This window comes from Gordonia sp. CNJ-863 (assembly GCF_001942325.1).
Taxonomy (GTDB): domain Bacteria; phylum Actinomycetota; class Actinomycetes; order Mycobacteriales; family Mycobacteriaceae; genus Gordonia; species Gordonia alkanivorans.
The window spans coordinates 117,917-124,474 of record NZ_MKKG01000005.1 but is presented as its reverse complement, the minus strand read 5'-3'; the positions used below and the strand labels follow the sequence as shown (position 1 = coordinate 124,474).

The 6,558-nt window shown below is 59.3% G+C and carries 11 protein-coding genes; 3 read left to right on the top strand and 8 right to left on the bottom strand.

Features of this window, described 5'->3' with window-relative positions; genetic code table 11:
• The 3 genes from BJF87_RS26385 to BJF87_RS03255 form a co-directional block, all read left to right on the top strand.
• Positions 1-240 (top strand): hypothetical protein (locus BJF87_RS26385; protein ID WP_222844776.1); only part of this gene is annotated, 240 nt, incomplete at its 5' end.
• A gap of 167 nt (positions 241-407) precedes the next feature.
• Positions 408-830 (top strand): hypothetical protein, encoded by a 423-nt coding sequence (locus BJF87_RS03260; RefSeq protein WP_075862635.1) that lies wholly within the window; start codon positions 408-410, stop codon positions 828-830.
• 61 nt (positions 831-891) lie between these two features.
• Positions 892-1,383, top strand: coding sequence for a DUF3846 domain-containing protein (locus BJF87_RS03255; RefSeq protein ID WP_075862634.1), 492 nt, complete (start codon positions 892-894; stop codon positions 1,381-1,383).
• 45 nt (positions 1,384-1,428) lie between these two features.
• Here BJF87_RS03255 and BJF87_RS26035 read toward each other — a convergent pair whose 3' ends face one another.
• The 8 genes from BJF87_RS26035 to BJF87_RS03215 all read right to left on the bottom strand — a co-directional run bounded on the left by BJF87_RS26035 (position 1,429) and on the right by BJF87_RS03215 (position 6,510).
• Positions 1,429-1,806, bottom strand: a complete 378-nt coding sequence (locus tag BJF87_RS26035; protein ID WP_075862633.1) for an HNH endonuclease — start codon at positions 1,804-1,806, stop codon at positions 1,429-1,431.
• Positions 1,807-2,263: 457 nt separating this feature from the next.
• Positions 2,264-2,572: a hypothetical protein gene (locus tag BJF87_RS03245; RefSeq protein WP_075862632.1), complete on the bottom strand. Its 309-nt coding sequence runs from the start codon at positions 2,570-2,572 to the stop codon at positions 2,264-2,266.
• Between the two features lie 256 nt (positions 2,573-2,828).
• Positions 2,829-3,080 carry a hypothetical protein gene (locus BJF87_RS03240; protein ID WP_139319410.1) on the bottom strand — a complete coding sequence of 84 codons (252 nt, stop codon included), beginning with the start codon at positions 3,078-3,080 and terminating at the stop codon, positions 2,829-2,831.
• Between the two features lie 5 nt (positions 3,081-3,085).
• Positions 3,086-3,346, bottom strand: coding sequence for a hypothetical protein (locus BJF87_RS03235; RefSeq protein ID WP_075862630.1), 261 nt, complete (start codon positions 3,344-3,346; stop codon positions 3,086-3,088).
• A complete protein-coding gene (locus tag BJF87_RS03230) occupies positions 3,346-5,637 on the bottom strand; it encodes a hypothetical protein (protein ID WP_139319409.1) in 2,292 nt (763 codons plus the stop codon). Before BJF87_RS03230 ends, BJF87_RS03235 begins: the two co-directional genes overlap by 1 nt.
• A 164-nt stretch (positions 5,638-5,801) precedes the next feature.
• Positions 5,802-6,041 carry a hypothetical protein gene (locus BJF87_RS03225; RefSeq protein WP_075862628.1) on the bottom strand — a complete coding sequence of 80 codons (240 nt, stop codon included), beginning with the start codon at positions 6,039-6,041 and terminating at the stop codon, positions 5,802-5,804.
• Positions 6,038-6,247, bottom strand: coding sequence for a hypothetical protein (locus tag BJF87_RS03220; RefSeq protein WP_075862627.1), 210 nt, complete (start codon positions 6,245-6,247; stop codon positions 6,038-6,040). The genes BJF87_RS03225 and BJF87_RS03220 overlap by 4 nt, the downstream gene beginning before the upstream one ends.
• Entirely contained in the window at positions 6,244-6,510 is a 267-nt protein-coding gene (locus BJF87_RS03215) for a hypothetical protein (RefSeq protein ID WP_075862626.1), read from the bottom strand. Before BJF87_RS03215 ends, BJF87_RS03220 begins: the two co-directional genes overlap by 4 nt.
• Positions 6,511-6,558 lie beyond the last annotated feature (48 nt).

The following is a 6,558-nucleotide window of genomic DNA, read 5'->3' as shown; positions in this document are numbered from 1 at the left end:
GTTCTGGGCGACGCGGACAACGTCGTCGCGGAACTCCTGGGGATAGGGCTTGGGCACAGCTGGCATCCTTCCAGGCCGCCCGGCAGGGCAAGCCAGATCAGATGTCACCTACTCGTGCACCAGCCCCTCGAGTACGCCTACGGCGATATGGACTGGGACGAGGGGTATCGCTACGTTGACGTCGCTACGAATAGGGTGAAAGTCAAGCGAGCATGGGTACTCGTAGAGGTAGAGCTATGATCTCGGGCCACCGCCGCTACAAACTCGACCTGCTTCAAGCCGAACTCCGCGACTGGACTGAACTGATCGGGTGGGCACTCGTAGGCGCAGCCTTAGGCGCAGTGTTCCTAATTGGCATCGGTGTAGCCGCGTGGCACGCATTCTGGTTGGCTGTGGGGACCGTGTAGGTGCGCTCGAACGATGAGAACGAGGTCTACAAGATCGTCGCTCGTCACCTGAGTACGTACTACCAAGAGACCCCGTATCACTTTGACTTGTCGGGCGTGAACAACACCAGCCGCTACTCACGCGGTCTGTACAAGCTCATCAACCGCTCCCCCGGATTCCCCGACCTCATCGTCTACCAGCGCTCGCACCCTGACTTCGGCGACTACATCGGGCTTGCACTGGAGATCAAGCGTGACGGCGTGAAGGTGCGCAAGACGGACGGTTCACTGCTCAGTGACCCGCACATTCAAGAGCAAGCCGCGTACCTCCAGAAGCTATCCGGCAAGGGCTACTACGCCGCGTTCGGAATCGGAGCGCGGGACTGCATCACGCTCATAGACGAGTATCTGAGCGGGACGAGCAACGTCTCCATCAAGTTCTAGCTCGCGGGATCACCTCTGCGCCCAAGCCGGACGCAGAGCACATCTCACGAGAGGAAGACTCATGGCGAAGACGATCATGGCGGCGTTCATCCCTGCCGACGAGAACCAAGCGATCGAGCTGGTGCACTTCGAGCCGGGTGACATCACGTTCATGCAAGAGCGGGTCGGCGGCTACTTCGATGTCGCGGACAGCCAGGTGCACGGAGCGAGCTTGTGGTTCGACGACGAGGGTAAGATCAAGAAGCGCGACGTCAACTCGCGGGCGACCCTGATCTTGTGGCTCGAGAACAGGTGGCGCGACGTGGACGCGATCGTCGGTGACGTTCTGGTGACCGGCCAGCCCGACGAAGAAGGCACGATCACCAGCATCCCCGAATCACTGCTCGACGGCATCGCCGGTATGTACAACTGGAAGTACGAGGTGCAGACCGGTGGCGACGACTGGTCGGGCAACCAGGTGGTCTGCACCAACTACTTCGAGGCGATCAGCAAGGCCGTCCAGCTGTCCCGGCGCTGGTTGCTTGTCACCGCCATTCGAGTCGTCCAAGCGTGAGTAAGTCCCCGGCCTAGTGCCGGGGCTTTTCAATTGAAGCTGCTGCTACACATACTCGAAGTTCGGGTTCGCGAAGTCTCCATGGATCTGTAGCGCCCACTGGTCGTACATCCAGGCTGCCTCTGCTTCGTTTGCGTAATAGCCGATGTGGATCTGCCTTTTGTCAGTCCTGAGCGTCGCAGCCCACTGCTCCTGCCGCTTGTGCCAGCAGACGCCCAGAAACTGCGACGTGGACCGACGTGCTGACTTTCTGTTGGCGTTGTTCTGAGCCCGTGTAGCTAAGCGGAGGTTTTCGCGACGGTTGTCCAGTCGGTTCCGGTTTTTGTGGTCTGCAAACTCATCCGACGACAGATCTCGACCCAGCACACGAGTGAGGATCAGCTTGTGCAGCCAATGCTGCCTGCCTGAGACAAGATCATCCATCCGTACCGCGTAGCCGCCTCGTCCGAGATACCACAAGTCATCGAGGAGATCCGAGTCGCCGGTGTCGATAATTGTGTACTGACCTCTAGACAGCGGGATGTACAGACCTTCAGATGATGTTTCCGGAAGTTTGATGTCCTTTTTGCGATCTGCGGCCGACCCTTTAGCGCCACAGGACCTCGAACAGAATCGACCATACCCACGCTGCAAATCATGGGTAGAAGTTCTGCCCGGACCATGGCAGTATTGACATTTTATATTGACATTCCGTGGCATTGCACCTCCTTCCCGAAAGAGAAGCCAGGTGTTAAACTAGACCTAGGCTCCGACTGCAACTCGGGGCTTATTTTGTGTTTCTATTTATGCACACTTGATCGATAAATGGAATACACCCCGTACCCGCGAGCTTTTGGCTTCGAGCGGGCACGGGGTGCGCTATTTAGTTGTGTAGGGAGGATCACTCGCTGGGGCGGAATCCCTTGCGTCGTCCACGAAGGCCATCGAACCCGGCGAGCTTGTCATCGGGAATGAGCTTCGCGAACTCTGCGGCAGTGACGGCGACATCCTGCGTGCTCCCATCGGCATGGCGCAGTTCCAGCGTCACAAGGTTGTTCATCACCTTCATCGCCTTCAGCTCCTCTTCGGAGGCGTCGAACTGCTTCGCCTCCGTCACCCGAGGGTGTTCACGTACCACCACGTTGACGACCTGGTTGTCATCCAACTCGATTCCACTGATGTCCGACACGCGGACGGATTTGAAGGCCATCTGACCTCACCTCTCAAACTAGTTGCGACAGAACTACTTTTGCAATTCTGTACTATTAGTTATGCACGAAACTTGTGTTCAGTAAATACAAAGTTTGCTACAATCAGAGGTAGCAATATGACAGCCGATCAACTTCAGACCGACACTGACACAGATCAATTCGACGATTGGCTTCTTCAAAGCGCCCACGCAAGTGGTGTGCCACTTCGGTTAGACGACACCGACACCATCACTCGCCTCGCGGGACTACTACGCGCTATCGGGTCATGAAGTCGCAGTGCCGGATCGCGTAATCGAGCTGCTGCTCAACGTCCCGTACGACTGCGTCGCAGTCACGAAAAAGCCTCTCATCGATCCGAGCCGGGTCGAGATCATCGGAGCCGGCCATTGAAGCAAGGTTCTGCAGTGAACCAGCGTGCGAATCCAGGGCGCTCGCGGCGCTTCTGAAGGCGTCAGCGAGTTCGTCGAGACGCCGCTGTAGATTCTCCGGGCTCTTGCCAACCGCCATCGCAGTCACCCGATCCTGATTGACCGCAGGGTGTCTTGCGCCCGGTCGAGGTCTCCGCTGAGCACGTGATCCATCTCGTCGGCCGCACTTTGCACCGCCACGATGTCGTCGTAGCTCGCGTTGCCGAACTTGATCCGCTCAGCCTTGTGCTTCAGCTCGCGCGCCTCGGTCGCGATCGACTCTGCCCTCGCCTCGATACTGAGAGACCGATCAATCACCTGGTCGCACGCGCGGTGCAGGTTCTGTACATCGTTGTCGTGCGACATCACTCAGCCTTCCAGTCGTCCATGATGACTTCATCCCCTACCGGTGCGGTCTCGCGCTTCTTGACCTCGACGTGGCGGCGAGCCTGTTGGTCAGCCTGAATCTGCGCAGTTGATCTCGCGTACTTCGCATTCGAGCGACGCACCGCCTGCTGTCCGTAACCTTTCGGCTTCGGCTCATCCAGCGTCCGCAGGGTGATCGGGGCGCTTGTCCCCTCCGGTGTCATGATCTTGGCGAGCATCATGTACTTCTCCAGACCGACGAAGGCCTGCGACGTTACTTGAGGGTGGGCGAAGCTCTTCTGGTAGATGTGCGCTTCGTCTGGCCCGGACTCGAAGATGAGCCGGGTGCCCGCGTTGATCTGCACCGCACTCTGCACGTCCCTCGGCAACTGATTGATCCCTTGCGTCGCCAGGAACAGTCCCAGCTTGCGCCGACGACCCATCGCGTAGATGTCCCCGATCGTCTTCTCGAAGTGCGAGAACCCATGCGCCTCATCGAGGAACATGATGTTGTCGTGCTCGATGGGCACGTTCTTGAGCGACGCATCCCAGACCCAGGAGACCAGCAGCGACCCGATGACCTGCGCGAGGTTGCTGTCCACGCCCTTTAGGTTGACCAGAAGGATCTTGTTGTCTCGGAGGATCTCCCCGATCTCGATTGTCGACTTGGTGTGGTTGAGTGTGTTGGCGATCTGCGGCTCGAGCGTGAGTTCCCAAAAGCGGTTCATGATCGGTTGCATGTCCCGATCCTTCTCCTTGGCCGGCTTCTTCTTCCAGTCGGCGAAGAATCGTTTGAGCTCGGGCGATTTCAGCCTGTCGAGGCGATCTCGAGACCACGCTTCGTCACGCGGAGTCTTGGGATCGAGCAGCGGGATGAGGTCGAGCAGTGTCGCGTCCCCGGTCTCGTAGAGCGCCGAGATGCCATGAAACAACATCTTCTTGAGTGTCACGCCGGTGTCGGCCTTGTAGATTCGCTGGAACAGCTCAGCGAGCTTCGAGGCGATCATCATCGGCTCCTCGAAGTTGAATGGATTGATCCCGACGTGGTTGTCCGGGTCGGAGAAGTCCAGCAGCACCACTCGATCCAGCGTCTGCCAATCCAGCTGATTGAGAAGTCGGTCTACTAGGTCTCCGTCCTGCTCCAAAAGCACGCCGCCATGCCCGCTCGCGAAGAGTTGGCTCAGGGTTGTCACCGCCAAGGTTGTCTTGCCCCTGCCAGGCTTTCCACCGATGAACCCGTGAAACCTGAACTGGTCTGGACCCATGGCAACTGGACGTTCTGAGCCTGGCTGGGTAGAGACACCGAGCAAGATGCCCTCACGGGGAACCGTGTCGGGTGGTGGCATGTGCGTGAAGGTCGCGCGCGACACCCCCTCGATGTAGTCCGACCCGAGAGGCCACCCAATGCGGGGAACCAACTCGCTGACCGAGAGCTGCAACTGCGGCTTGATCGGCGTGTGTGCCTCGTCGACGAGAGCAGTCACGTCGCTCTTCAGCTCTCGGTAGAGGAACTTGACCTTGGGGCCGTCCGAAGCCTTGAGCGACATCACCACGTTGTGACACAGCGCTTTGCTTCGATCTGGATGCTGGCTTCGCGCCGCAATGCGCAACGCCGCGATGAAGTTCGGCTCCGTCTGAACCTTGCTGCGGCGGCTCGACAGTTCGTCACGTGACGCCTCGGTCTTGCCCATGAGCGTTTTGAAGACCGAGACGTTCGTCGACTGCACGCGGGCATCGTCTGCGTCGGGTAGCTTCACCTTGGCGGTGCCAGCGATCACCCACTGAAGCACCACGACCTCGTCGTTGATCGGGTTGAAGCTGTTGAGCAAAGAGACCGCGGTATCTGCAGGCCGACCATGGATCTCGATCGCATGATCGGGCAGGGTCATTCCGACCTCGACCGCCGCGTTGAACTCACCGAGACCCAGGTCGTCGTCGAGCACCGGCTCGATGGCTATGCCGGGGATGGCCGCCCTGAGTTGCGCGACGATGTACTCGGCCTTGCCGCTCGGGACTCGGACACGGAACTCAAACGTCCCTCCGCGGCAGATGGTCTCGAACACCATGGTCGGCGCTGTCTTCAGCGCACGCTCCGGCCGGATAGATGCGGGCAGCGTGTTGATCTCGGCAACAGCCCTGTCCACGGGGACATCAGCTGGGAACTTGATTCTGTACGTGAGCCGACCATTTCGGTCGTACTCGCGCTGTTGATTGGTACGCACGAGCAGTACTCCTCCAATAACCAGGAGGGGCAGCGCGGCGAAGACGGTGAGGATGAACGCAAGCTCCATCTGTCTTCAGCATGACACTGACCCTTCTGTTTGAACAGGAACAGCCGGGCGCGTAGCGTCGTTGACGTGCACGCCCGGCTGCGGGTTGTGCTGCGGATGAGGACCAGGCGGACGACGGTCTCTTGTTTGGCGACTGGAACCGCCGCCCACCTGGCTACCTCTCACTACTCAGATCCTGACCAGGGGTCCTCCTTCCTCTTCTTGTACCGCTCGACGACTGTGGTTCCGAGCGACATCGAACCGGGCAGCGCCACTGCGAGACCGACGATGATGATGACGAAGACGACTGCTCCGACGATCCAGGCGACGTACGGCTCGACGAGCGACCCAAGGACAGCGAAGCCGGCGTACACCGCGATGATCGCGAAGAGAACGCCCAGTCCCTTGTCAACTGCGCGCTTCATCGAGCGGCCTTGCGATCGAACTCCTCCGCCAACTGCTTCAGGTGGCTCTCGACTGCGTCACGGCGATCACGCGCTTCGATCTCTCGGTCGTAGTACTCGGAGACCGCCGCCCACTCGGCGCGGGCATACTTTGCCTGCACGCGATACGCCATGTACTCGTTGTGCAGCATCATTGCGCCCATCTGCAGCTGGTCGATGATCGTCATCGGCCTCGCTCCAGCTCATCGCGCGAGTAGCCCATCATTATCATCAGCTCGCCCTGTATGTACTGACTGGCGGCTTCCAGCAGCATCGCGAACTTCAGTTCGTCCGCTCCGGCGAGCATCGCGACCAGGTCGGTCACCTCAGAGAAGTCGCGGAAGCGCCCCTCTGCATACATCTTGCGAAAACGCGCACGCATTTCACGGAGCTTCGCATCGCACGTGTCCTGGTATGCCACCACCTCAGCGCGCTTGTCGATTTGCTTCATTTCGCGGGACTGACCGCTGTAGATCGCTGGTAGACCCCGCCTGGTGAC

Bases quoted from the DNA above. Each gene is read 5' to 3' on its own strand.
- BJF87_RS03240 (WP_139319410.1), bottom strand. From the start codon at position 3,080: ATGGCGGTTGGCAAGAGCCCGGAGAATCTACAGCGGCGTCTCGACGAA.
- BJF87_RS03215 (WP_075862626.1), bottom strand. From the start codon at position 6,510: ATGAAGCAAATCGACAAGCGCGCTGAGGTGGTGGCATACCAGGACACG.
- BJF87_RS03255 (WP_075862634.1), top strand. From the start codon at position 892: ATGGCGAAGACGATCATGGCGGCGTTCATCCCTGCCGACGAGAACCAA.
- BJF87_RS26035 (WP_075862633.1), bottom strand. From the start codon at position 1,806: ATGGATGATCTTGTCTCAGGCAGGCAGCATTGGCTGCACAAGCTGATC.
- BJF87_RS03235 (WP_075862630.1), bottom strand. From the start codon at position 3,346: ATGTCGCACGACAACGATGTACAGAACCTGCACCGCGCGTGCGACCAG.
- BJF87_RS03225 (WP_075862628.1), bottom strand. From the start codon at position 6,041: ATGAAGCGCGCAGTTGACAAGGGACTGGGCGTTCTCTTCGCGATCATC.
- BJF87_RS03220 (WP_075862627.1), bottom strand. From the start codon at position 6,247: ATGACGATCATCGACCAGCTGCAGATGGGCGCAATGATGCTGCACAAC.
- BJF87_RS03230 (WP_139319409.1), bottom strand. From the start codon at position 5,637: ATGGAGCTTGCGTTCATCCTCACCGTCTTCGCCGCGCTGCCCCTCCTG.
- BJF87_RS03245 (WP_075862632.1), bottom strand. From the start codon at position 2,572: ATGGCCTTCAAATCCGTCCGCGTGTCGGACATCAGTGGAATCGAGTTG.